Source organism: Thermoflexus sp., assembly GCF_040289485.1.
Classification (GTDB): domain Bacteria; phylum Chloroflexota; class Anaerolineae; order Thermoflexales; family Thermoflexaceae; genus Thermoflexus.
Genome location: NZ_PSLG01000001.1, coordinates 11,715 through 35,545, shown reverse-complemented (window position 1 = coordinate 35,545; position 23,831 = coordinate 11,715). Strand labels below are relative to the sequence as shown.

The following is a 23,831-nucleotide window of genomic DNA, read 5'->3' as shown; positions in this document are numbered from 1 at the left end:
TTCAGCGTGGGCGGGGGCGCTTGGCAGCGAGATCGGGGGGCGCCGCGACCCGATGGTCCCCGGGGGAGGCCCTCGGACGCTCCCGGAAGGCTGTCGGATCGATCCCGTAGCGCTTCAGGCGACGCCAGAGGGTGGTGCGGCTGAGGCCCAAGGCGGTGGCCATGGCCCCGATCCGTCCTCGATACTGGATGGCGGCCTGCAGGATGGCCTCGCGTTCCAGTTCCTCCAGCGGGCGGATGGGATCCGCCGGACGTCCTGCCTCCACGCCGCGGGCGATCCGGGCTGGGAGGTGGTGCAGGTCGATCCGCCCGTCCTCGCTCAAGGCCGCCGCCCGCTCCAGCGTGTTCTCCAGTTCCCGGACGTTGCCCGGCCACGGATACGTTTTCAGCCGTTGCATGGCGGTCTCGGTGATGGTGTAGGGACGCCCAGAGGTCCGCCGGAGGCGGCGCAGGACCGCTTCCACGATCGCCGGGATGTCCTCTGGCCGTTCCCGCAGGGGCGGGATGAGGATGGCGGTGCTGGCCAGGAGATGATATAGATCCGCCCGGAAATGGCCCTCGGCGACCCAGTGCTCCAGGTCCACGGCGGAGGAGGCGATGAGGCGCACGTCCACGCGGATGGGCCGCAGCCCGCCCAGGCGCATCACCTCGCCGGTCTCCAGGATGCGCAACAGGGCAGCCTGGAGCTCCAGCGGCAGCGCCTCGATCTCGTCGAGATAGAGCGTCCCCCCGTGGGCCAGTTCGAACTTGCCGGGCCGCCCCTCCGCCGGGCCATCCCGGAAGGCTCCCCCCTCCACGCCGAGCAGTTCCACCGTCAGCAACTCCCGCGGGATGGCCCGGCAGGAGACCGTGAGGAAGGGGCCACCGGCGCGGATGCTGGCGTTGTGGATGGCCCGCGCCAGGACGCTTTTCCCGGTCCCCGGCTCGCCCAGGAGCAGGACCGGGAGGCTGGTGCGGGCGGCCGCCCGGGCCTGGTGGCGAACCTGCTGGATGGCCCGGGAGCGGCCGGGGATATCGGCCAGGGACATCAGGGCTTGGGCGCTGACCAGCCGGGCGACCATGCGGTGGACCTGTTCGCGTTGTCGAAAGGTGAGGAGGAAGCCCAGGTGCCGCGGGCCATCCGACACGGCCCGCAGGCGGATCCAGCCTTCGAGGGGCGTGCCGTCCACCAGCAGGGTGGCCTCGCTCTCCAGATCGGCCTGGGGGTCGGCGAGGGCGGCCTGGAGGGTGGAGGGCAGGCGGAGGTGTTCGCCCACCGGGCGGCCCAGCAGCCCGGCGGGGTCGAGGCCCAGGATGCGGGCCGCCGCGCGGTTCAGGCGGATGATTTGCCCCTGAGGGCTCAGGACCAAGACGGCTTGGTCGCTGGCCTCCAGGATGGCCTGGAGTTCGGCCAGGAACCGGTGGCTTTCCTGGAGGTTGGCGGCGGCCTGCATCTGGTTTTCGATGGCGCGCGCGGCCGCCATCACCATCCCCAAGGTATCCGGCTGGGCCCGTTCCGCGGCCCCCATCACTCCAATGGCGCCGAGGGGCTGGCCGTCAAGGCCGTAGATGGGTGCGGCCGCGGTCGTCCACGGGTGATAGAGAAGGAGAAAATGCTCGGCCCCCATCACCTGGATAGGCGTTCGTTCCAAGAGGGCCAGGGCGAAGGCGTTGGTGCCCACGTGGCCCTCGCTCCAGTAGACGCCGGGCCGAAGCCCGACCGCCTCGGCGGCCTGAACGGTCATGGGGTCGCCCAGCACGTCCAGGACGCAGGTGGCGGCGTCGAACAGGGCGATGGCGATCCCCGAGCCCTCGGTGAACTGGTAGAGATCCTCGAGCATCGGGCGGGCGGTGGCGATCAGGTCGGCGAGGGCGTTGCGCACACGCTCCAGCGTGGCCGGATCCAGGCAGGGGAGGGCCGGTGCGAGGGTGGGGTTCAGGCGGCGGCCGCAGCGCTCCCAGGAGACGGCCACCAGGGGGTCGAGCGCTGGGTCCAGCCGCCGGTGCTCCACGAACGCTTGCCAGCGCGCCTGCACCTGTGCTAGGTCCACCGGGTAGGCCCAGGGTTGCATGGGTTCCTCCCCCATCGCTCCGGGCTCGGCTGTGGCGGAGACGCCGCCCGCGGCCTCGGTCAGAAGAAGTATAGGCGGGGTCCTGGGGAAGGGGGAGGCCGTGGGCCCTCTTCAGCGGGCGCCCGCCGGACGCTCATCGGAACCGCCGCTGCCATTCCTCCTTGAGGGCGATCCCGGTGGGATCCGGCCGCGTGAGGAACTCCTCCGCCAGGCGCTGGAACGGCGCCGGGAGGTCCAGCATCGGGAAGTGTTGGCCTTTCTCCAGCACCAGCAGGCGCAGGTGGGTGTCTAGCCGGCCGTTCAGGAAGAGGGGCGGGGGCGTGAGGGGGTCTCGCCCGCCGTAGACCAGCAGGAGGGGAACGTCGACCCGGCGCAGCCAATCCAGCAGTTCCTCCCGTCGGCGCAGCGCCTCCTCCAGGCAAGCCCCCACCGCCTCGGGGTCGGCCCGCTGGTGCTCCAGGCGCACTTCGGGATAGTCCTGGGCCAGCCGCAGGAGATGGGCGGCCAGGGCCTGGCGCAGCCCTGCCGTCGGCACCGCCCGCGGCGCCTCCAAGGAGACCGGATAACCTACGGTCAGGATGCGGTCTACTCGTTCGGGGGCCTCCAGGGACAGGCGGACGGCCACCATGGCCCCGAGGGTGTGGCCGATGAAATGGGCCCGGGCCAGCCCCAGCGCGTCCATCCAGCCCCGCACGATCTCCACGTGGGCCTCCAAGCGGTAGGCCAGGCCGGTTTCCTTCCGCAGCCGGGCCGAGTCCCCGAACCCGAGCAGGTCCACCGCATACACGCGGAAGCGATGGGAGAGGGCCTGCATGGTCTGCAGCCAGTAGCGCCATGATCCGGCCCAGCCGTGCAGGAAGACCACCGGCTGGCCTCGGCCCAGGGCCTCGTAATGGACCAGGCGCTCCCCCACGGTGGCCAGGCTCATCCTGCTCTCCCCCTCACGATCCCGGCGCGGCGTGGCGGTCCAGGAGGGCCCGGATCTGCTGGATCAGTTCGTCGGGGGCGAAGGGCTTGAGGATGTAGGCGTTGGCGCCGGCGGCCAGGCCCTCCCGGATCTCCGCCTCCTGCCCCTTGGCCGAGAGGAAAACCACCGGGATGGTCCGGGTCTCCTCTTGGGCCTTCAGGAGGCGGCATGCCTCATAGCCGCTCATCTTGGGCATGCGGACATCCAGGAGGATGAGATCCGGGCGGTGCTGGCGGGCCAGTTCCACAGCCTCCTGGCCGTTGGTGGCGGCGATCACCTCGAAGCCCCCGAACTCCAGGGTGAAGACGACCAGTTCCCGGATATCCCGTTCGTCCTCAGCGATCAGGATCTTGGCCATCCTGTGCGCTCCTCCTCCAGGCGACGGGTTGTGGCCTTCTATTCCCCGTCCGTCTCGGTTTCAGGATCGCTGGCGAGCAGCCGGCGGATGGCGGCCACGAACTCCTCCAGGGCGAAGGGCTTGAGGAAGAAATCGGCGGCGCCCATGGCCAGGGCCTGCCGCCGCTTGCCCACCGGGTCGGTGGCGCTGGCGGTCATGATCACCACCGGGATGTCGGCCGTGCGGGGGTTGGCCTTCAGGCGGGCCAGGGCCTCCAGACCGCTCATCCCCGCTGGCTTCAGGTCCATCAGCACCAGGTCGGGGAGATGGCTTTCGATCCACGCCAGGGCTTCGACGGCGTTGCCGAAGGTTGTCACCACGAACCCCTGGCCGCGCAGCGTCTCCTCCAGCAAACTCCGCGTCCCGGCGTCGTCGTCCACCAGGAGGATGTGGGCGTGGCGCCGCGCGTATTGCCCGACGACCCGGAGCAGCAAGTCGACGTCCACCGGCTTGCCCAGCACATCCACCGCCCCCAGGCGCACTCCCCGCTGGCGGTCGGCCAGGACCGAAACGATGATCACCGGGATCTCGGCGGTGGCGGGGTCGGCCTTCAGCCGCTCCAGGACGGCGAAGCCGTCCAGATCGGGCAAGTAGATGTCCAGGGTGATCAACCGGGGGCGGTGCTCCTGCGCCAGGCGCAGGGCCTCCTCGCCCCGGCGGGCCACCAGGGTCCGATAGCCCGCCCGCTCCAGATGCTGCACCAGGAGGTCGGCGATGTCCCGGTCGTCTTCCACGATGAGGATCGGCCCCTGGCCGTCGGCGCGCGGGCCCGGCAGGGCGGCCGGCTCAGGGGTCGGGCGGGCCGCCTCGGGGGCGATGGGGAGGGTGAAGCGGAAAGTGGAACCTCGGCCCACCTCGCTCTCAACCTCGATCCGCCCCCCGTGCATCTCCACCAGCGCCTTCACGATGGAGAGGCCCAGGCCGGTCCCCGGCGTCTCCTGGACCCTGGGGTCATCGACCCGGTAGAAGCGCTCGAAGATGCGCGGCAGGGCCTCCGGGGGGATCCCGATGCCGGTATCGCTGACCTCCACCTGGATCTGGGGACCCTGCAGCCGGGCACGCAGGGTGATCTGCCCCCCCTCGGGCGTGTATTTGTGGGCGTTGCTGACCAGGTTCATCAGGATCTGGACCAGGCGATCCTTATCGGCCAGGACCGGCGGGAGGAAGGCCGGCAGGTCGATCTCCAGGTGCTGTCCCTTCTCGTCGATGCGGGCCTTCAGAGAGGCCACCACCACCTCCACCACTGCCTCCAGGGGCACCGGCCGCAGGTCGAGTTGCAGCCGTCCGCTCTCGATGCGCGAGATATCCAGCAGATCGTCCACCAGGAGTTTGAGCCGGTCGGCGTTGGCCTTGATGATCTGGAGGAAGCGGCGCTGCATCTCGGAGAGCGGGCCGGCCGAGCCCATCAGCAGCAGGTCGGCATAGCCCTTGATGGACGTCATGGGCGTCCGCAGTTCGTGGGAGACGGTGGAGATGAACTCGGCCTTGGCCCGGTCCGCCTCGACCTCCGGGGTGATGTCGCGGAAGACCGAAACGGTGCCCAGGAACTCGTTCCCCATGAGCACAGGAGCGGCGTGGACGGTGATGAAGCGCCCTTCGGGGGGCAGCTCGTGCCGCATAAACAGGGTGGGGGGCGGCTGGCCCCGGGGGGACGACAGCCAGCGGCGGAGGGAGGCCATCCACTCCTGCCAGGCCGGTCCGTAGAGGCCGACAAAATCGCTGACGGGCCGGCCGATAACCTCGGAGCGGCGCAGGCCCAGGATCCCCTCGGCGGCGGCGTTCATCATGATCACCACCCCGCGGGCATCGGCCACCAGCACACCCTCGGCGATGGACTCCAGGATGGCCTGGCGCTTGGAGGCCTCCTCTTGGACGGTGCGCAGGGTGTTGCCCAGTTGTTCCGCCTGTTGGGTGATCAGTTGGTAGAGGGCGGCGTTGTTGACGGTCTGGGCCATCTGGGCAGCGACGGTCTCCAGCAGCTGGATCCGCTCCGGGGGGAAGCGGCCGGGGGCTGGATGGCCGGCCATCAGCACCCCCAGCACATCCAGGCCCAAGGTGAGGGGGACCGCCACGAAGGACCGCGGTTGCAAGGCCTGCCAAGGGGGCGGCAATCCCTCGGGGCTTCCATCCTCCAGGCGCTGGGCCCGCCGCTGGCGGATGGCCGCCCGCACCCATCCGGGGTCGTCCCGCAAGGACCAGGCGGCGCCGCGCAGGGCCTCGGCCCCGGGGCCGATTCCGGCCCGCACCTGCAGGACCTGGCTCTCGGGATCCAGGAGCGCCACGGCCATGGTCTCCCCTTCCTCCGCCAGCAGGGAGATGGCCCGCTGCAAAGTGGCCTCCAGTTCCAGGCTGGCGGTCAGTTCCAGGGTGACCCGATAGAGCCGCTCCAGTTGGCGGTGGCGAGCCGAGAGGTCGGCCAGGGCCTGTTGCAGCGCCTCCGTGCGCTCCTGGACCTGGCGCTCCAGTTCCTCGTTGAAACGTCGGGCGCGCGCGTAGAGGCGGGCGTTCTCCAGGGCCACCGCTGCCTGTTCGGCCAGGGTGTGCAGCAGGATCTGTTCGGTTTCGTCGAAGGCGTTGGGCTCCGGATGGGCCACGGCGATCACCGCCAGGATCTCCGCCCCCGATCGGATCGGGAGGAGGAGGATCGAGCGGGCGCGAAGGGCCTCCCGGCCCGCCTCGGGGAGATCCCGCAAGTAGTGGGCGCGTCCGGTGGCCAGGACCTGCGACACCCAGGCGGGATCCAAAGGCACTGCGGGGGTCTCGGCGGGCTCGAGGGGGAACCGGGCCAGGGCTCGAACCTCGCTGTCGACGGAGGGCTCCAAGACAGTCGCCCAGGAGGCGTGGCTCAAAAGGGCGGCGGCCCGGGCGATGGCCTCCAGGAGGGCCCCTTCCTCCAGACGGGTGGCGATGAGGCGGCTCGCTTCGTTGAGGTGGGTCAACGCTTCGATACGGGCCTTCAGGCCCTCATACAGCCGGGCGTTCTCGATGATGATCCCGGTCTGGCTGGCCATGAGCTCCAGCATCTCCGCCATCTCGAGGGTAGGGGCCCGGCCATCCCGCGGGTCGTCCACCGAGATGATCCCCAGCAGCCGCCCGCCGGTCCCATAGATGGGAACGATCAGGAGGTCCTGTGGGTGCCAGCGGGTCGGGTCCGGCCGCGGCTCCCGGGTGGGCGTGGCCGTCCAGGTATCAAGGAGCTCGTCGAGGTTCTCTGGCTGCCGCTCATACGGGATGTAGTAGCAACTTCCCAGGCGGAACTCCTCCCGCAGCAGCAGTTGCATGTTGCGCCACGGCTGGAGCGTCTGGCGCATCCGCTCGAAGACGGAGAGGGGGAGACCAGCCTGGGCGACCCGGCGCAGGCGCGGAGGCTCTCCCTCGATGAGGCTGATGAGCACGAAGTTGAAGCCCAGGGATTCCTGGATGGTGTGGGCTACGGCGTCCAGGGCGTTCTCCAGCGGGCGCTCGGAGCGGAGGGCCTGGCCCACCTCCAGCATCCCCCGCATGAGTTCGATGCGCTGTCGGTAGCGGGCGCTGCGCTGCGCCTCCTCCGCCAGGCGGAGGGCGTTGCCGATGGCCACCGCCGCCTGGGCGGCCAGGGCCTCCAGGAAGGCGATCTGCTCCTCGCTGAACCCGTGGGGGCGCCGGCTTTGCAGGTCCAGCACCCCGACCACCCACGTCCCATACCAGATGGGCACCGCCACCTCGGAGCAGGTGTCCGGGGTGCCGGCGAGGTAGCGGGGGTCCTCCCGGACGTCGGAGACGAGGACCACGCGGCCGCTCTGGAAGGCCTGGCCGATCAACCCCTCCCCGGGGCGCTGGCGATCCAGCCCGCGGCTCCGCAGTTGCTCCAGGGTGAGGTTGCGCAGCAGGCGCGGCCGCAGGAGGCCGCTCTCCGGCTCATACAACAGGATCTCTCCGTAATCGGCACCGGTCGCCTGGAAGGCGGCGTCCATCACCAGGTTGAGGATGTGGTCCAGATCCAGGTTGGCGTTGAGTTCCTGGCCGATGCGGTTGAGCGCGGCCAGTTGCTGGACCCGCGCCTCGAGGCGTTTCAGCACGTCTTGATAGAGTCGGGCGTTCTCCAGGGCGATGGCCGCCTGATGGGCGATGGCCTGGAGGAGCTCGAAATCCTCCTCGTCTAAGGCGCCCTCCTCCTCGTGCTGGACGGCCAGCATCCCGAGGATGCGATCACCGACGCGCAGGGGAACGCCCATCCAGGCCCGAACCGGCGCTCCCACGGGCTCGATGCCCAGGGCCCGGGCCTGGGCCATCACATCTCCCCGCAGGAAGAGGGGCTGCCCGGTGCGGATCACGTATTCGGTGAGGCCGCGCCCCCCACGGCGCCGGGGCCGTTCCGCCAGGCGCTCGCCCAGATGGACGTAGAAGGCGAAGAGGACCTCGTCGGTGGCTGCATCGTAGAGGGCCGCATACATGTTCCGGGCGTCCAGGATGCGGCCCAGTTCCTCCCGGATGGTCTCGAAGATGGCCTCCGGGTCCAAGGCAGAGGCCAGGCGTCGTCCGATCTCCACCAGCGTCTGGAAGCGGGCGGCGCGGCGTCGGGCCTCGTCGATCCGACGCAAGTGGTCGAGGGTGGTGCCCAGCACCACCCCCAGCGCGACCCCCAGCCGCTCGTCGTCCGGGGTGAAGCGTCCCGCGACCCGGTTGATCAGGTGGATCTCCCCGACGGGATGCTCCCGCGTGGTCAGCGGGAGGGAGAGGACCGAGCGGACGCCGAACCGGGCGACGAGTTCCCGATAGGGTGGGATCACCCGCCGATCCTCGGGGGCCCGGTTGGAGCGGAAGGGCCGCCCGCTGCGGAAAACGCTGCCGGCGAAGACAGGATCCTGGACTGGCAGACGGAACGACAACGCGTCCGCCGGCCAGGGACCGTAGAGCCCGGCTGGGTGGGGGACCAATTCCTGACGGTTCGGATCATACAGCAGCACCACCACCCGCTCGACCTGGAACCAGGCGGCCAGACGGGCCACGGCCTGGGCCAGGAAATCCTCCATCGCCGTGGCGGTGGCGCTCAGCGTCGCCACCTGGAACAGGGTCTCCAGGCCCTCGGCGTAGCGGCGGGTGGATTCGTAGAGGCGGACGTTGTGGATGGCGACGGCCGCCTGGGCCCCGATCGCTTCCAGCAGGCGAAGGTGGTCCTCCGTGAAGGCCCCGGGCCGCAGGGCGATCAGTTCGAGGGTCCCCACCAGTTCCCCGCCGATCTGCATCGGGACCCCGAGGAAGGCGCGGGCCGGGAGCGCCTCCAGGTCCGGATGGGGACGGGCGGCCGAGAAGGTCTGCAGATCCTCCACCCGCAGGGGCTTGCGGTTCGTCATCAGCCACCCGGTCAGGCCCTCCTCTGGACGCTCGCCCTCCCGGCGCTCCGGGAGGCGGGCCAGAAGCTGGGGATTCCCACCTCGTGCCCGGGTCCGCACCCGCCGCTCCCCTGGCTCCCACAGACGGACCTCCGCGAGGTCGTAGGGGATCACCTGTTGAAGGGCGAAGAGGATCGCCTCTAGGGTGGCCTCCAGTTCCATGGAGGCGCTGAGGAGGCGGGCGATCCCGGTGACCAGCGCCAGTTCGCGGGCTGGAGGGGAGGACATCGCGGAGGATGGGGGGCGGTCATCGGGCCTCGCAGGCTGTAACATCAGCAGGACCCCGGGCCTCCCATCCATTGTCAGGCGGAGGAGGGCCGGGCGGAGCGCCTGTCCGTCCAGGGCGGCCGGCTCCGTCGCGCCAGACAGCCAGCGCTGGAGGACACCGGGCGGCTGCAGGCGGGCCTCCAGCGCCCGGCGGGTGGTTGCGGGAGGGCTCCCCAGCCAGGCGCGGGCCGCCGCGTTCAAGAGGACCTGGTCCCCGCCCTCCTCCAGCCACAGCACAGGCTCCGCCCAGCGGTCCAGGAGGGCGACGAGGGCCAATGGGTTCTCCCCGTCTCCTCTCCGGCCTCTGCGCGGGAGCCACCGTCGGAGCTGTTCCGGCCATCCCATGGCCCGCCCCACGTTTCGGGATCCGGCTTAGGAAAGGACCATCTCCCGGCGCCGGGCTTCGGCGGCCCGTTCGGTGAGTTCCCGGATGTCGCTGAACATGTGCTCGCCGGCCCGCACGATCCCGATGGCCAGACGCATCAGCGGGACACGCCGCTCATTCCCGTCGCGGTCGACCAGCACCAAATATCCCCGCTCGCGATCGGGGAAGGCGTAATGGGTCCCCACCCCCTCTGCGAAACGCTCCCGCAGGGCGCGGGCGATGGCCTCCGTGCGGTCCGCCTCCGTGATCACGATGAAGTCGTCTCCCCCGATGTGCCCGATGAAGTCTTGGGGGGTTCCCAGTTCGTCCACCACCTCACCGATCAGCATCGCCGTCCAGCGAAGCACCTCGTCAGCAGCGACGAAGCCGTAGACCTCACGGAAGGCGTCCAGGCCGTTGATGCCGATGTAGAGAAGCCCCCATCCGGAGCGACGGAGCAATTCGCGCAACTGGTCCTCGATCAGGCGCCCGCTGGGGAGGCCGGTGCTTGGGCTGGTGAGGCTCTCCCGCTCCGCCCGCCGGATGGCGTTCTGCACCCGCAGGCGCAACTCCTCGATATCGAAGGGCTTGGTGATGTAGTCGTCGGCCCCGAGCTCCAAACCGGCGATGCGATCGCTGCGCTCGTCACGCTGGGTGAGGAAGATGATGGGGATGTGGCTGGTGCGCAGGTGGGTTCGAAGCCGGCGACAGACCTCGTAGCCGTCGATGTCGGGGAGCATGATGTCCAGGATGATGAGATGGGGAAGTTGCTGCCGGGTTCTCTCCAGGGCCTCCTGGCCCCGGGCCGCCGTCTGGACCTCGTAGCCCAGGTTGCTGAAATAGATCCGCAGCATGGCGGCGATGTCGGCATCGTCCTCGACGATCAGGATCCGCCCCTTGGTCATCGGGCCCCCCTTACGGTCCGCAAAGGATCCCCGGGCCCGCCGGCGCCGGAGCCCCCGCCTCTCTGGTTACCATTTATAAACCGACAAGCCCGGGCTGGAGGATCTTCCACCCCCTCTGGGCCCCTCCCGGGTTCTCTTTATTCTAACTTTTTGTCTTCCGGTTTTCAAGGGTGTGGGGGCGGATGGATTTTCCGGGCCCCCGCGTCTCATGGGATGCAGCGTTGCTGGGCCTGCCGAATGCGGCGCAGGGCTGCTGGGCTTCCCTGGCCTTTCGCCTCCCCTTTGCGCCAGGCCCCTCGCTCCCCATCGAATCCCGGGGCTTCGGCGGGTCAGCGCAGGCCCAGGCCCAGGCCGAGGGCCATGCAGAGAAGGGCGGCCAGGCCGAAGCGCCCAGGGAGCGCCCGCCAGGGCTCGTAACGGGCGCGCTGCTCGTGCAGCACCTCGGGGAGCGCGCGCCCCTCCCGCAGCGCCTGCCAAGGCGCCGCCATGTTGCCGCCCATCTCCGCCACCACCGGGAAGACGGCGATCAGCAGATAGATCGCAGCGATCCAGAACAGGTTGTCGGATACGCGGCGGGCCTGGATCCCTCCCTGCCATGCGCTCCACAGGAGGGCCAGGCCCAGCGCCCCGCCGACCAGCGCGGACAACTCCACCCAACCGCGGGAGAAGCGTGGCATGCTCGGCTCCTTTCCGAACCGTCAGGACGCTGACTCATTGGCCGTAAAAGTCCCGCCATGCCGGCAGGCCGGCCACGCCCTCCGCCGCCCGGATGGCCCGGACCACTGCCTCGGCCACCGCCTCGGCGGCGAAGGCGCCGACGATGCTCGCGTCCGCCGGCTTTTCACCGGTGGCCAGGGCGAAGAGGGTGTCCCCGTCCAGCATCGTGTGGGCAGGGCGGATGGTCCGGGCCAGGCCGTTGTGGGCCATCTGGGCGACCTTGTTGGCCTCTTCCTTGGTCAGGGCGGCGTTGGTGGCCACGACCCCGATCACGGTGCTCTCGGGGATGGTACGGCGGAAGCCCAGAGAAACCTGTCCGGCCAGGGCCCGCAGCACCGCCATCGTGTCCACGAAGCCGGGTCCGTCCGGGCGGCGGGCTCCGGCCAGGATCGCGCCGGTCTGGGGATCCACAACGTCGCCGAAGGCGTTCACCGCCACCAGGGCGCCGACCCGAATCCCCTCGCCGATCTCCAGGCAGGCGGTGCCCAGCCCGCCCTTCATCGCATAACGCATCCCCAGGACCTTGCCGACCGTGGCCCCGGTCCCGGCGCCCACATTGCCCTCCGGCACCGGCCCGTCGGTGGCGGCCAGGCACGCGGCGTAGCCCATCGCCGCATCCGGGCGGACCCGCGGGTCGCCGATCCCCAAATCGTAGAGAACGGCCGCCGGGACGATGGGCACCCGCCCTCCGGGCGTTTCGAAGCCGACGCCCCGCTCTTCCAGATACCGCATCACGCCGGCGGCCGCGTCCAGCCCGAAGGCGCTGCCCCCCGCCAGCACCACGGCGTGCACCTCCTGCACCAGGTGCATGGGCCGCAGGGCGTCGGTCTCCCGGGTCCCCGGCGCGCCGCCGCGCTGGTCCATCCCGGCCACCGCCCCCCCTTCACACAGCACCACCGTCACCCCCGTCAGGGCTTGTAGGTCCTGGGCGTGGCCAACGCGGATGCCCGGAACATCTGTAATCCCCTGGTAACGCAACGCCATCGCTCTCCTTCCTCCGGCCCGAGGCAGATTGCCCCTTCATCTTAGCATGGATCCGGCCTCCCGGACGCCGGAGTCTGGCTTCCCCCTTGGCTGGCAAGAAAAGGCTGTGATATGTTCCCATCATCCCAGGTCGGCGGCGAGGAACCTGCGGGGGCGACCGTATGGCGAGGACCCTCTGTCGAGGATGGGGCGCGGCGATGGCCGGGCTGGCCCTGATGGGGCTGGCGGCCTGCGCGCCCCGCCCGAAGCCGGAGGAGGCGATGGCCTTCCCGACGTCGAGGCCCCGGGCTCCCGCGGCCTTCCTCGGGACGCCCACCCCGGACCCGCCCCGGGTGGGGGTTTCCCCCGATCGGGAGTTCTATCTGATCCAGCCCGGGGACACCCTGAGCGGGCTGGCCGCCCAGTTCCAGACCACTGTGGCAGCGATCCTGGCTGCAAATCCTGGCCTGGACCCCGAGCGCTTGTGGGTGGGGCAGCCGCTCTGGATCCCTCTGGGGCCACTGGCGGAGGGACCGGCGCTCAAACTGATCCCGGATTCCGAGTTGGTCTACGGGCCGGCCTATCGGGACTTCCAGGTGGCGGAGGTCGTCCGTCGCTTCGGCGGCTATCTCAGCCGTTACCAGGAGACGGTGGGTGGGCGGACCCTGGATGGGGCCCAGATCCTGGAGGAGGTGGCCCGGAACCACAGTGTGGGGCCGCGGGTCCTGATGGCCCTGCTGGAGTGGCGGAGCGGATGGGTCCGGGGAGAGCCCCGCGATGAGCGGGCGCGGATCTATCCCATGGGCTGGGTTCGCCCTGGGAGCGAGGGCCTTTACCGCCAACTGAACTGGGCCGCCGACCGGCTCAACGACGGCTATTACGGCTTCAAGGGCCGCCACATGTGGACCCTGCGGTTTCCCGAGGGGCAGCGGGTGCGGGTGGCTGCAGGGATCAACGCGGGGACGGCGGCGGTCCAGGCCTTCATGGCCGCTGTGCTTCCGCCGGAGGCGTGGCGGGCCGCCGTGACCCGGGAGTTCCCGACGGTCTATCAAGCCCTCTTCGGCACCCCCTTCCGGCCCGAGCCGGCTGTCCCGATGCCGCCAGAGCCGGCTTGGTGGCTGCCCTGGGCCGAGGGAGAGACATGGTATTTCACCGGTGGGCCCCATGGCGGGTGGGGAAATGGGGCGGCATGGGGGGCCTTGGATTTCGCTCCCCCTGATGTGGTAGGCTGCGCGCCCTCCCGGTTCTGGGCCCGGGCCGTCGCGGACGGAGTGGTGGTGCGGACCGGGGAGGGCCTGGTGGTCCTGGACACCGACGGCGACGGCCGCGAGGAGACCGGGTGGGTGATGGTCTATCTGCACCTGGCGGCCGAGGGCCGGGTCCCAACCGGGACCCGGGTGCGGGCGGGGGATCCCCTGGGGCATCCCTCCTGCGAAGGCGGCTTCGCCGATGCTGCCCACGTCCACCTGGCGCGGCGTCTGAACGGCGAGTGGATCCCGGCGGACGACGATCGGCCGTTTCGGCTGGGCGGATGGGAGGCCCGTCCGGGCCGGACGCTCTACGAAGGGGAACTGGTGCGGGGCGGGGTGTACAAGCAGGCGTGTGCCTGCAAGGATGACCTCAGGAACGGCATCCCGGCGCCGTAAGCCGCCCGGTCGGCGGTATCATGGAAGCGCAGTCGTCTGTGGGGGGAGGTGTTCGATGGGCGATGGCCTGCGGAAGCCAGGCGCGCTCCAGGATTTCCTGAGCGAGCCGGATCCTGAGGTGATGGCGGAGATCCTGGTGGCCTTTGCCAACACCGATGGTGGCACCCTCGTCCTGGGGATGGATCGGGAAGGGCAGCCGGTCGGGGTGGATCCCCAGGAGGCGGAAGACGCCCTCGCCCGGGCCCTGGCCCGCTGCCGCCCGCCCGTGGTCACCCGCTGGGAGCAGATGGAATGGGAGGGAAGAACCCTAGTCCTGTTGCATGTCCCTCGGAGCCCCGATCTGCACAGCCTGGCCGATGGCCGAGTGCTGATCCGGCGCGGGGCCGAGAACCGGCCGCTGGAGGGCCGAGAGATCCAGCAACTGGCGGCCACCAAGTCCGTCGGCGACCATGAGGCCGAGCCGGTGTCGGGGGCCACGCGGGAGGATCTGGACGACGAGATCATCGCGGAATACCTGGCCAAGCGCGAGGCCCGCCAGCGCCGGCGGATCGCTGGATCCGTCGACGAGCACCTGGTGGAAATCGGGGCCCTGACCCCTCAAGGGCAGCCCACAGTGGCCGGCCTGTTGCTCTTCGGCAAACAGCCCCAGCGCTTCCTCCCGCACAGCGGGCTCGTCTTCGTGAAATTCCCGGGGACCAGCCTGCAGGGGGAGGGCGGGCTTCCCGGCTACGCGCGCCGGGAGGAGATCGGGGGGCCCCTGGCGCGGATCATCGAACGGGCGTGGGAGGTGGTGTGGGAGGAAATGCAGATCGGGGCGGTGGTCCGCGGCTTGGAGCGGGAGGAGCGGCCGGAGTATCCTCCCTTCGCCGTGCGGGAGGCCATCGTGAACGCCGTCTGCCACCGGGATTACCGGTTGCGGGGCCGCCGCATCGAGGTCCGCAAGTTCGCCGACCGCCTGGAGGTGATCAGCCCCGGCGGGCTGCCTGGCCACATCACCCTGGACAACATCGTGCAGGAGCACTACTCGCGGAACCCCCGTATTGTCTCCGGGCTCTTCTATTGGGGCTACATCGAGGAACTGGGACTGGGGATCGATCGCATGATTGAAGAGATGGCCCGGGCGGGCCATCCGCCCCCCAAATTCCAGGCCACTCCCTTCTCGTTCACCGTGATCCTCTACAACCGCCAGGAACGCCCGCCGCTTCCGGCCAGGGAGGCCGGGATGAACGAGCGGCAACTCAAAGCCCTGCAATACGTCCGGGAGCACGGGCGCATCACCAACCGAGAATACCAACAACTCTGCCCCGATGTCTCTCCAGAAACCCTTCGGCTCGACCTGGCCGATTTGGTCCGTCGGGGTATTTTGCTTAAAATTGGTGATAAGAGGGGCACATATTATATTCTGAAATAAAGCGACCCGGACGTTCCGGTTCATCAACGATCGGCCGGCAGACGGACCGGTCACCGGTCCGGACCCGGTGGACGACGCGGAGCCGGTTTTCCCAAATTTCCCAAATCGGAGTTGGGATAACAACGATGGTCAAGTGGTATCCGCCGTTTCCGGTGCTGGGGGGGATCCCGATCGGCGGGGTGCTGGCGGGGGGGATTGCTGTCCTGTATGCCCTGGGGTTCGGGTGGGGTTGGTGGGGGCGACGCCGGGGGGACGCCTGGGCTTTCGGGGTATATGGGGGGCTGGGGGTGCTGTGGCAGGGGCTCTGGGCGGTGGCTGTGGGGGAGGGCTTACCGGGGCGATTGCGGTTCAATGCGTGGAACGGGGCGGGGCTGGTACTGGCCCTTCTACCGCTGGCGGCGTGGGCCTTCCTCCGCGCGGCCTTGGAGCGCCCCCTCTCCTGGCGGATGGCCGGTGGGATGGTAGGAGCTGGTCTGGTGGGGCTCCTGGCCACGGTGCTGCCCTACCGGCCGGAGACCGGGGTCTGGGTTTCCGCCGCATGGCGGGCTGCCCGGCTGCCGGCCGATCCGATCCTGGCCTCCTGGGCGGTCCGGGAGTTCCTCTGGGGCTTCGGCACCCTCCTCGCCCTACGGGAACTGGTAGCGGCCTATGTCCGGATCCGTCGTCCGCTGCATCGCAACCGGCTGCTGTATATGCTGCTGGGGGCCCTGCTGGTGGTCGCTGGCGAGGCCCTGGCGTGGACCCCCCGGGGGGGTGGGATCATGGCGGGCTGGGCCCTGCGGGCCCTGGGGGTCTTCCTCCAAGTGCTCCCGTTGCGGCATATGGAACTTCCGGTCTTGCGCCCGATCGCCCGGGGGGTTCTCGCAGCCGTAGGAGAGGGGATCCTCCTGCTTGCCCTGACGGGGCTGGCCATGGCGGGGTTCCTGGCCTGGCGCCGGGAGTGGCCGCCGACGACCGCCCGCCTGGCCGACGGGCTGCTTCTGGCCCTGCTTGTCGCTGCCGTCGTGCGGGGGATCGGCCTGCCGCTCCAGCGGAGGCTCCGGCGGTGGCTGCTGCCGTCGGTGGAGGATCCCGCCGCCGTGGTCCGCCACTACGCCCAGGCCATCAGCAACCTGTTGGACGCCCAGGCCCTGGCCCAGAGGGCCTTCGCCGTCCTGGGGGAGGCCTTCGGGATCCGGCAAGGGGCCCTCTTGTTGTTCCGGGAGCAACCCGACGGCGCCATGGAGGCCGAGGTGATTCCCGGCTTGGGGATCGGGCCGTGCCTGCCCATTCGCTTCGCGGCGGACAGCCCGATCCTGCGGGCTTGGCAGGAGGGCCGTGTCCTGACCCAGTACCAGATCGATTTCGGGGATCCCTTCCAGCGGGCGGATCCGGAGGAGCGGGGCGGGCTGCAAAGCCTGGGCGCGGAGTGGTTCGTTCCCATTCGCGCGCAGGCGGCGCTGTGGGGTTGCCTGGCCCTGGGGGCCCGCGGCGGGATGGACGTTTACAGCGCCGCCGAGATGGACCTGCTGGCCTCGGTGGCCGAGCAGACAGCGGCCGTGTTGCAGAACATCCGCCTGGTGGAGGACTTGCGGCGCCTGAACGCCCGCATGGCCGAACTGAACGAGGACCTCTCTCGCACGGCGCAGCGCCTGGAGAAACTGGACCGGGTGAAGACCCATTTCATCGAGATCGCCTCCCACGAGTTGCGGACGCCCCTCACCCATATCCGGGGCTATGTGGATCTTCTGGCCGAAACCCTGCAGGAGATGGCGGGGGAGGACGGGACGTTGCAGCGCATCGTTGACGGTCTGCGCCGTTCGGCCGTGCGCCTGGAGGAGATCGTCAACGCCATGCTGGACATCTCCCAAATCGATGCGGAGGCCCTTTCTATCTATCCGATCTCCATCCAGGTCCCAACCCTGATCCGCATGGCCCTCGAGCCGTTGGAGGAGGCCTTCGCCCAACGGCGACAGACCCTGGTGGTGGAGGCAGCGGAGGACCTCCCGGTGATCTACGGCGACCTGCCCCGCCTCGTCCAGGCCCTGCGCCACGTCCTCCAGAACGCCATCAAGTTCACCCCGGATGGCGGGACCATCATGGTGCGCGCCCGCCGGGTGCCCCCGGAGGAAACGGGGGGGACGGCGCGCTATGTAGAGATCGCTGTGCAGGACACGGGGATCGGGATCGACCCGGAGGACCAGACGCTGATCTTCGAGAAGTTCTACCGGGTGGGCCCCATCGAACGGCATTCCACCGGCTCTGTGAAATTCAAGGGAGCTGGGCCGGGGCTGGGGTTGCCGATCGCCCGGGGCATCATCGAAGCCCATGGGGGGCGCATCTGGGTGGAGAGCCCCGGCTACGACGAGGAGCGCTGCCCGGGCAGCACGTTCTACATCTGGCTTCCGGTGGCCCTCCATCCGGAGGATGGAGAGGCCCTCTGACGCGCAGGGGCCCCTTCGCCGTCCCGTCGGTGGAACCGAGCAGGGCAGCGCCGCGGGGGCTGGTCCTGCCGCCAGCCTCCCGCGCCTGTCTGGCCGAAAAAATCTGTGGAGAATCATGCGGCGGGAACGCTTCAAGACGGCCACCACATCGCCTACGGCCTCTATTTTCTCTCTCGGCTTATGGCCCAACATCCCGGGCTGTGGGCGGTGGTGGACCGTCGGCTCCATCTCCTTCTTCCCTAGGATCTGGAGGCGACGTGATTTTCTGCGCCCCATCGAGACGTTTCGGGCGGTGCTCCGGGGAGGCCTCGGATGGGGTCTCCCCGCCGATCTTGACATCGCCCATGGCTTGTGGGTAAAATGGGGGTGCGATGTGGGGCCGTAGCTCAGCTGGGAGAGCGCTCCTCTCGCACGGGAGAGGTCGCCGGTTCGAATCCGGTCGGCTCCACTGAGCAACCGTGTGGGCCCGTAGCGCAGCTGGGAGCGCGCCTCAATGGCATTGAGGAGGTCACGGGTTCGAATCCCGTCGGGTCCACCAAGCCGGGGCGCCTCCGGCGCCCCGGCGTTTTCTCCAGGCGCCACGGATCGGGAAAGGCGGAGAAGGGGAGTAGTAGACCATCCCCCAGCGAGCTGCCGGTGGGTGGGAGGCAGCGTGGGCCCTTGGGGAGGCCCCGGGGGCGGAACGGCCCCCAAAGGTTGAACTCGCCCCGGAGCCGCCGGGGTGACCCGGGTCGAGCCGGTTGAGCCCCGAACGGGTTGCGCCCGTTATCGCGCCAGAGGGCACGGCGGCCCCCGTCAGCGGGCCGGCCGTGAAGCAGGGTGGGACCGCGGAGGACCCCCCTTCGTCCCTGACGAAGGGGGGTTTGTTGTTGAGGGGGCCATCGGTCGGATCACCAGTCGGAGGGGTGCTGGGATGACCGGGATGGGGCATGCGGCGGCCGGGGTGGTGGCTGCCTATCTGATCCAGCGGGCGGCGCACCAGCCGTTCCACCTCGGCATCGCCGGCCTCTCGGTCTGGATCAGTTGGCTGCCCGACATGGATCTCGTGTGGGGGTGGTGGCGTTGGCGCCGGTCGGGGGGCCAGGGCCACAATCCGCACCACGCCCTCTGGACCCACACGCCGGTGTTCTGGTTCCTCTGCGGAGGGTGCCTGGCCTGGGGGTTGGGGCTCTCCGCACCTTGGGTGTGGGGGCTGGCGCTGCTCCATTTGGCGTTGGACAGTGTGGGGACCGATGATGGGATCATGTGGCTCTGGCCGTGGCGGAAGCGCCAGTATGCGCTCTTCCCCCGGCCGCTCCATCGGGAGGGGGCGCGGGGGACGGCCTTCTACCGGATCTACTATCGGCAGCCTCTCTTCGTGGCGGTGGAAGTGCTGCTGACCGCGGCCGCGGCAGTGATCCTGGCCCAGGCGTTTTGAGGATGTGGGAGCTGGCGGGCGGCGACGTGCCGTCGCCCGTTGAACCCCGGCGGGGAGGTCGAGGTCATGGTGGCGAGGAGCCCGTGGGTGTGGTTCAACGGCCGGTTGGTGCCCTGGGATCAGGCGACAGTCCATGTCACCGTCCACGCCCTGCATTACGGGACCAGCGTCTTCGAAGGGATCCGGGCTTACGAGACGCCGCGCGGGCCGGCGATCTTCCGGCTGCGGCCGCATCTCGGGCGGCTCTTCTTCTCTGCACGGCTGTTGCGCATGGAGATCCCCTACACCGAGGAGGACCTCGCCCGTGCCATCGTGGAGACGGTGCGGGCGAACGGCCATCGTTCCTGTTACATCCGCCCGCTGGTCTTCCGGGGGTCGGAGACCATGGGGCTGGACGGACGTTCGTGTCCGGTGGAGGTGGCCATCGTGACCTTCGAGTGGGGCCAGTATCTGGGGAGGGAGGCTCTGGAGAAGGGGGTGGATGTGATGGTCTCTTCGTGGCGTCGCATGGCTCCCGGGGCCTTCCCGGCCCTGTGCAAGATCGGTGGTCAGTATGTGAACTCCCAACTGGCCGTGATGGAGGCTCACGATCAAGGTTGCGCGGAGGCCATCATGCTGGATATTTATGGCTATGTGGCGGAGGGGACCGGGGAAAACCTCTTCCTGGTGAAGGACGGCGTCCTTTACACTCCGCCGCTGCACAACTCCATCCTGCTCGGGGTGACGCGGGACGCGGTGCTGGCCCTGGCCCGGGAGCAGGGGCTGGAGGTGCGGGAGCAGCCGATCCCGCGGGAGTGGCTCTATGCGGCCGACGAGATCTTCATGACCGGCACGGCCGCCGAGATCACCCCCGTGCGTTCGGTGGACCGCATCCCCATCGGCGGCGGCGCTCCCGGCCCGGTCACCCGCCGCCTTCAAGAGCGCTTCTTTGCCATCGTGAGCGGCGAGGCCCCGGATATCTACGGATGGCTGACGTGGGTGGACCGCTGAGGATCCCCCGCGGGCCTTCCGGAGCGCGATGAGTGACCCTTCCGTTGGGGAGGTGGGGGATGGAGCGCTATGATCCTCAAGCCATCGAGCCGAAGTGGCAGCAGCGATGGGAGGAGACTGGGATCTATCGGGCGGTCCACGATCCGAGCCGGCCCAAGTTCTACTTCCTGACGATGTTCCCCTATCCGTCGGGCGACCTGCACATGGGCCACTGGTTCGCCATGGCGCCCAGCGACGCGATGGCGCGCTATCTGCGCATGAAGGGCTACAACGTCCTCTTCCCCATCGGCTTCGACGCCTTCGGCCTGCCGGCGGAGAACGCCGCCATCAAACACAACACCCATCCCAAGGCCTGGACCTATGCCAACATCGAGCGCATGCGCCGGCAGTTGCGCAGCATGGGCGCCTCCTTTGACTGGACGCGGGAGGTGATCACCTGCGAGCCGGAATATTACAAGTGGAACCAATGGTTCTTCATCCAGTTCTACAAGCGCGGTCTGGCCTATCGCAAGCGCTCGGCGGTGGATTTCTGCCCCAGGTGCAACACCACCCTGGCCCGGGAGCAGGTGATCTCCCAGGACGGCGAGCGGGTCTGTGAGCGGTGTGGGACACCGGTGATCAAGAAGGAGCTGGAGCAGTGGTTCCTGCGCATCACGGCCTACGCCGAGGAGCTGCTGGACCACAGCAAACTGGATTGGCCGGAGCGGGTGTGCACGATGCAGAAGAACTGGATCGGCCGCAGCGAGGGCGCCGAGATCGTCTTCCCGACGGAGGGGGAGGAGCCCATCGTCGTCTTCACCACCCGTCCGGACACGTTGTTCGGGGCGACCTTCCTGGTGCTGGCCCCGGAGCATCCTTTGGTGCCCCGGCTGACGGCGCCGGACCGCCGCGCCGAGGTGGAGGCCTACATCCGGGAGGCCCAGCGGCGCACCGAGATCGAGCGGCTATCCCTGGAGCGGGAGAAGACTGGGGTCTTCATCGGGGCCTACGCCCGCCATCCGCTCACCGGCGAGGCGTTGCCCATCTGGATCTCGGACTACGTCCTGATGGAATACGGGACGGGGGCCATCATGGGCGTCCCCGCCCACGACCAGCGGGACTTCGCGTTCGCCGTCCGGTTCAACCTGCCCATCCGGGTGGTGATCGCCCCGCCGGGCTGGCAGGGGGGGGCGCTGGCGGAGGCCTATGAGGGGCCAGGGATCATGGTCAACTCCGGCCCCTTCGACGGCCTGCCCAGCGAGGAGGGCAAGCGGGCGGTGGTGGCGGAACTGGAGCGCCGCGGCCTGGGGCGGCCCGCCGTCTCCTACCGGCTGCGGGACTGGTGCATCAGCCGCCAGCGTTACTGGGGGACCCCCATCCCCATCATCTACTGCCTGCAGTGCGGCACCGTCCCCGTGCCGGAGGATCAGTTGCCGGTGCTCCTGCCGGAGAGCGTCAACGTGCTGCCCACCGGCGAGTCCCCCCTCAAATACCTGGAGGATTTTGTGAAGACCACGTGCCCGCAGTGCGGAGGGCCCGCCGAGCGGGAGACGGACACCATGGACACCTTCGTGGATTCCTCCTGGTATCAATACCGCTACCTGAGCCCCCACAAGGCGGACGCGCCATGGGATGAAGAGGAGGCCCGTTACTGGCTGCCGGTGGATCTCTACACGGGCGGCGTCGAGCATGCCACCATGCACCTGCTCTACACCCGCTTCTGGACCAAGGTGCTGCGGGATATGGGAATGGTCTGGTTCGACGAGCCGATGGTCCGCCTGCGCAATCAGGGGGTCATCCTGGGCGAGGACCGCGAGAAGATGTCGAAGTCCCGGGGCAACGTGGTCGCCCCCGACGAACTGGTGATGCGCTACGGGGCGGACACCGTGCGGGCTTACCTGATGTTCGGCTTCCGCTGGGATATGGGCGGCCCCTGGAGCTCGACCGGCATCGAGGGGGTCCATCGCTGGCTCGGCCGGGTCTGGAACCTGGTCCTGGAGCCGGCAGCGGTCGAGGGGGAGCCCACCCCGGAGCAGGTCGCGGCGTTGCGCCGCTGGACCCACCGGACCATCAAGCGGGTGAGCCGGGACCTGGAGGACTTTGAGTTCAACACGGCCATCGCCGCCCTGATGGAGTTCACCAACGCCCTGCAGGAGGCCAAGGCCACGCCCGTCGTTCGCCACGAGGCCTGGGGCGAGGCCATCCGCGCGTTGTTGCTGCTGATGGCGCCCTTCACCCCGCACCTAGCGGAGGAACTCTGGGAGCGCCTGGGTTATCCCTACAGCATCCATCAGCAGCCATGGCCGCAGTGGGATGAGGCCCTGGCTCGGGCGGACACCATCACTCTGGTGGTTCAGATCGACGGACGGGTGCGGGATCGCGTCGAGGTGCCGGCCTCTATCACGGAGGAAGAGGCGAAGGCCATCGCCTTGGACCGAGCCAACGTCCGCCGGCATCTGGGCGACCGGACGCCGAAGCGGATCATCTACGTGCCCGGCCGGCTGGTCAACATCGTCACCGAGTGATCCCCATCCGCTGCCCGGGGGACGCGTCGCCTAAAAAAGGGGGCACGGTGGGATCACCGTGTCCCATGGGCACAGGGAACTCCTTGGAGGGACCAGGCGCCGGCCGAGGTGATGCGCACCTGGACCAATTGGCCGCGCCAGTCGCGGTCGCCGTCCTCGAAGAAGACCAGGCGGTTGTTCCGGGTGCGCCCGAACCACTTCCCCTTCTCGTTGCGGTCCTCCACCAGGATCTCCACCGTCTGGCCGATGAGGGCCTCGTTCTTCCGGCGGGAGATCCGCTCGTAGAGCTCCTCCAGCATGCGGAACCGCCGCTCCTTTTCCTCCGGCGGCACGTCGTCGGCCATCGTCCGCCAGGCCACCGTCCCCGGCCGGGGAGAGTATTTGGCGATGTGGACCACGTCGAACTCCAGTTCCTCGACCAGCCGGTAGGTGTCCATGAACTGCTCCTCGGTCTCGCCGCAAAAGCCGACGATGATGTCGGTGGCGATGGAGACGTTGGGGATGCGCCAGCGGATCTTCTCCACCACGCGCTTGTATTCGGCCACGGTGTAACCCCGCCGCATGCGGGCCAGCACCTCGTCGTTCCCCGCCTGGACGGGGATCTCGATGTGCTCGCAGACCTTGGGCAGCGAGGCGACGGTCTCGATGAGTTTATCGGTCATGAAGTTCGGATGGGAGGTCAGGAAGCGGATGCGCTGGATCCCCTCCACCTCGTGGACCGCCCGCAGCAGGTCGGCCAGGTCGGGGCCGTCCGGGATGTCCTTCCCGTAGCGGTCCACGATCTGGCCCAGCAGCGTGACCTCTTGGACCCCCTGTTCGGCCAGCGCCCGCACCTCGGCGACGATCTGACCTAGGGGCCGGCTCCGCTCCGGGCCCCGGCGGTAGGGGATGATGCAGAATGTGCAGCCGAAGGAGCAGCCGTGTACCACCGGAACATACGCGGTGACCTTGCGTCCCCGCTCGGAGGGCGGGAGCACCAGTTCCTCGTCCTGGAGGGCATAGCGGAGCATCCGCTCCAGGTCCTCCACGGCCCGCCCTTCGTCGACCCGCCGGGCCAGGAACTGCACCAGGGGGCGGGGATCTGCGGGCGGCATGAACACGTCCACCCAGGGGAAGGCGCGGCGGAGCCCCTCGTTCCCCTTCACCCCCACCAGGCAGCCCATCACGGCGACCACGCGGTCGGGCCGCCGCTCCTTGAGGGGACGGACCATGTGGAGCCAGCCGTAGGCCTTCTCCTCGGCCGACTGGCGGACCACGCAGGTGTTCACCACCAGCACGTCCGCCTGCTCGGGCCGCTCGGCCATCTGATACCCGAGCTTCTCCAGGGCCGAGGCCAGCCGCTCGCTGTCGGCCACGTTCATCTGACAGCCAAAGGTGTGGATGTAATACCGCATCGCCGCTCCTTCCGACTCCCCGGGCCGTGTTCCTTCGCGGGGCC

Annotated in this window: 14 protein-coding genes and 2 tRNA genes; 8 read left to right on the top strand and 8 right to left on the bottom strand. The window is 69.3% G+C overall.

The window, feature by feature from the left end:
* Nucleotide 1 precedes the first annotated feature (1 nt).
* The 7 genes from C4313_RS00145 to C4313_RS00115 form a co-directional block, all read right to left on the bottom strand.
* The gene (locus tag C4313_RS00145; protein ID WP_352427846.1) at nt 2-2,050 is read right to left on the bottom strand and encodes a sigma-54-dependent Fis family transcriptional regulator; all 2,049 of its coding nucleotides are present in this window, start codon (nt 2,048-2,050) and stop codon (nt 2-4) included.
* 133 nt (nt 2,051-2,183) lie between these two features.
* Nucleotides 2,184-2,978 (bottom strand): alpha/beta fold hydrolase, encoded by a 795-nt coding sequence (locus tag C4313_RS00140; protein WP_352427845.1) that lies wholly within the window; start codon nt 2,976-2,978, stop codon nt 2,184-2,186.
* A 13-nt stretch (nt 2,979-2,991) separates the two neighbouring features.
* A complete protein-coding gene (locus C4313_RS00135; RefSeq protein WP_352427844.1) occupies nt 2,992-3,375 on the bottom strand; it encodes a response regulator transcription factor in 384 nt (127 codons plus the stop codon).
* A gap of 38 nt (nt 3,376-3,413) precedes the next feature.
* Nucleotides 3,414-9,329, bottom strand: a complete 5,916-nt coding sequence (locus tag C4313_RS00130) for a GAF domain-containing protein (protein ID WP_352427843.1) — start codon at nt 9,327-9,329, stop codon at nt 3,414-3,416.
* Nucleotides 9,330-9,425: 96 nt separating this feature from the next.
* Nucleotides 9,426-10,322 carry a response regulator gene (locus C4313_RS00125; protein ID WP_352427842.1) on the bottom strand — a complete coding sequence of 299 codons (897 nt, stop codon included), beginning with the start codon at nt 10,320-10,322 and terminating at the stop codon, nt 9,426-9,428.
* Between the two features lie 329 nt (nt 10,323-10,651).
* Entirely contained in the window at nt 10,652-10,999 is a 348-nt protein-coding gene (locus tag C4313_RS00120; RefSeq protein ID WP_352427841.1) for a hypothetical protein, read from the bottom strand.
* 34 nt (nt 11,000-11,033) lie between these two features.
* A complete protein-coding gene (locus C4313_RS00115) occupies nt 11,034-12,023 on the bottom strand; it encodes a P1 family peptidase (protein ID WP_352427840.1) in 990 nt (329 codons plus the stop codon).
* A 197-nt stretch (nt 12,024-12,220) separates the two neighbouring features.
* On the opposite strand from C4313_RS00115, the gene C4313_RS00110 reads away from it, so the two are divergent.
* The 8 genes from C4313_RS00110 (at nt 12,221) to leuS (ending at nt 22,393) form a co-directional block, all read left to right on the top strand.
* Complete coding sequence (locus tag C4313_RS00110; protein WP_352427839.1) at nt 12,221-13,648, top strand: LasA N-terminal domain-containing protein; 1,428 nt, start codon at nt 12,221-12,223, stop codon at nt 13,646-13,648.
* Nucleotides 13,649-13,703: 55 nt separating this feature from the next.
* On the top strand, nt 13,704-15,059 hold the full coding sequence (locus tag C4313_RS00105) for an ATP-binding protein (protein ID WP_352427838.1): 1,356 nt from the start codon (nt 13,704-13,706) through the stop codon (nt 15,057-15,059).
* 125 nt (nt 15,060-15,184) lie between these two features.
* Nucleotides 15,185-17,482, top strand: coding sequence for a sensor histidine kinase (locus tag C4313_RS00100; RefSeq protein ID WP_352427837.1), 2,298 nt, complete (start codon nt 15,185-15,187; stop codon nt 17,480-17,482).
* A gap of 375 nt (nt 17,483-17,857) precedes the next feature.
* Nucleotides 17,858-17,930 (top strand) — tRNA-Ala (locus tag C4313_RS00095).
* A gap of 14 nt (nt 17,931-17,944) precedes the next feature.
* Nucleotides 17,945-18,020: transfer RNA gene (locus tag C4313_RS00090), tRNA-Ala, on the top strand.
* A 375-nt stretch (nt 18,021-18,395) separates the two neighbouring features.
* A complete protein-coding gene (locus C4313_RS00085; protein ID WP_352427836.1) occupies nt 18,396-18,899 on the top strand; it encodes a metal-dependent hydrolase in 504 nt (167 codons plus the stop codon).
* A gap of 66 nt (nt 18,900-18,965) precedes the next feature.
* Nucleotides 18,966-19,889, top strand: coding sequence for a branched-chain amino acid transaminase (locus C4313_RS00080; protein ID WP_352427835.1), 924 nt, complete (start codon nt 18,966-18,968; stop codon nt 19,887-19,889).
* A gap of 59 nt (nt 19,890-19,948) precedes the next feature.
* The gene (gene leuS / locus C4313_RS00075; protein ID WP_352427834.1) at nt 19,949-22,393 is read left to right on the top strand and encodes a leucine--tRNA ligase; all 2,445 of its coding nucleotides are present in this window, start codon (nt 19,949-19,951) and stop codon (nt 22,391-22,393) included.
* Between the two features lie 53 nt (nt 22,394-22,446).
* On the opposite strand, the gene miaB is transcribed toward leuS, so the two are convergent.
* Nucleotides 22,447-23,787 (bottom strand): tRNA (N6-isopentenyl adenosine(37)-C2)-methylthiotransferase MiaB, encoded by a 1,341-nt coding sequence (miaB, locus tag C4313_RS00070; protein ID WP_352427833.1) that lies wholly within the window; start codon nt 23,785-23,787, stop codon nt 22,447-22,449.
* Between the last annotated feature and the right edge of the window lie 44 nt (nt 23,788-23,831).

Bases quoted from the DNA above. Each gene is read 5' to 3' on its own strand.
- miaB (WP_352427833.1), bottom strand. From the start codon at position 23,787: ATGCGGTATTACATCCACACCTTTGGCTGTCAGATGAACGTGGCCGAC.
- C4313_RS00110 (WP_352427839.1), top strand. From the start codon at position 12,221: ATGGCCGGGCTGGCCCTGATGGGGCTGGCGGCCTGCGCGCCCCGCCCG.
- C4313_RS00080 (WP_352427835.1), top strand. From the start codon at position 18,966: ATGGTGGCGAGGAGCCCGTGGGTGTGGTTCAACGGCCGGTTGGTGCCC.
- C4313_RS00120 (WP_352427841.1), bottom strand. From the start codon at position 10,999: ATGCCACGCTTCTCCCGCGGTTGGGTGGAGTTGTCCGCGCTGGTCGGC.
- C4313_RS00135 (WP_352427844.1), bottom strand. From the start codon at position 3,375: ATGGCCAAGATCCTGATCGCTGAGGACGAACGGGATATCCGGGAACTG.
- C4313_RS00125 (WP_352427842.1), bottom strand. From the start codon at position 10,322: ATGACCAAGGGGCGGATCCTGATCGTCGAGGACGATGCCGACATCGCC.
- C4313_RS00115 (WP_352427840.1), bottom strand. From the start codon at position 12,023: ATGGCGTTGCGTTACCAGGGGATTACAGATGTTCCGGGCATCCGCGTT.
- leuS (WP_352427834.1), top strand. From the start codon at position 19,949: ATGGAGCGCTATGATCCTCAAGCCATCGAGCCGAAGTGGCAGCAGCGA.
- C4313_RS00105 (WP_352427838.1), top strand. From the start codon at position 13,704: ATGGGCGATGGCCTGCGGAAGCCAGGCGCGCTCCAGGATTTCCTGAGC.
- C4313_RS00085 (WP_352427836.1), top strand. From the start codon at position 18,396: ATGACCGGGATGGGGCATGCGGCGGCCGGGGTGGTGGCTGCCTATCTG.
- C4313_RS00145 (WP_352427846.1), bottom strand. From the start codon at position 2,050: ATGCAACCCTGGGCCTACCCGGTGGACCTAGCACAGGTGCAGGCGCGC.
- C4313_RS00140 (WP_352427845.1), bottom strand. From the start codon at position 2,978: ATGAGCCTGGCCACCGTGGGGGAGCGCCTGGTCCATTACGAGGCCCTG.
- C4313_RS00100 (WP_352427837.1), top strand. From the start codon at position 15,185: ATGGTCAAGTGGTATCCGCCGTTTCCGGTGCTGGGGGGGATCCCGATC.